Consider the following 1,033-nt stretch of genomic DNA (forward strand, 5'->3'; position numbering starts at 1 on the left):
CTAGCTGTATGAGGCGTTGACGTTGGTGACGCCGGTGTGGAGCCGGGAGGCTGGCGGCTGGTTTCCGGCGGCGGTGTGTGGTCGATGGTAGTTGTAGTGCACGTTCCATACGGCCAGGGCCTGCGATCGTTGGCGTTCGCTGGTCCAGACGCGGGCGTAGAGGAATTCCTCGGCCAGGATCCGGTTGTATCGCTCGACCTTGCCGTTGTGGCGCGGGATGTAGGGCGTGATCCGCTGGTGGCGGGCGCCGCGCAGGGCGGTGGCGAAGTCTTTCGCTTTGTAGCAGGCCCCGTTGTCGGTCACGATGCGGTGGACGTGAGTGATGCCGTGGTGGGCGAAGAACGCCCGGGCCCGGTGGGTGAATCCGATCGCTGTGGCGGCTTTCTCGTCGGGCAGGGCTTCGGTGTAGGCCAGCCGGGAGAACCCGTCGACCGCGGAGTGCAAGTACACGTATCCCGTGCGGGCACCGGCAGTTTTCGCTCGGCGGGTGGTGCGGTGGTGGTCGCTGCCGCGGCCGTGAACGCGCCAGCCGCCGCCCTCGGGAATCCGCCCGACCTTCTTCACATCAAGGTGGATCATATGGCCGGGCCAGCGGGCGACGATCGGGCGTGGAGCGCGGTTGTTCTCCCCCGACGGGTCAAGGAACCTGCGCTGGTTGAGGCCCAGATGGGCCAGGTGCCGGCTCACCGTGCGCACCGCGATGGCCACGCCCTGAGCATGCAGTTCGGTGGCGATGCGTCGGGCTGACCACTTGCGGGCACGGCGCCACTGCTCGATCCGGGCAACGACCCCCGGTGGGGTCGCCCTCGGCTGCCGGTGCGGGACGCTGGGCCGGTCGAGCAGCCCGACCTCACCGACCCGGCGGTAGCGGTTGACCCACTTCGAAGCGCACTGCCGTGAAATTCCCATCTCCGCCGCGACATGAGCGATCGGACGATTCTGACAACGCTGGACCAGCCGCCGCCGGCCTTCGACCGACAGCGGGGCATTACGGTGGAGCATGGACGGGTCTTTCAGTCGTGACGGACGAGTT

At 67.9% G+C, this 1,033-nt stretch carries 1 protein-coding gene; it reads right to left on the bottom strand.

Features of this window, described 5'->3' with window-relative positions; genetic code table 11:
* Complete coding sequence (locus BMZ92_RS36690; protein ID WP_143250035.1) at window positions 1-1,002, bottom strand: IS481 family transposase; 1,002 nt, start codon at window positions 1,000-1,002, stop codon at window positions 1-3.
* Window positions 1,003-1,033 lie beyond the last annotated feature (31 nt).

This window comes from Amycolatopsis sacchari (assembly GCF_900114035.1).
Lineage (GTDB): Bacteria > Actinomycetota > Actinomycetes > Mycobacteriales > Pseudonocardiaceae > Amycolatopsis_E > Amycolatopsis_E sacchari.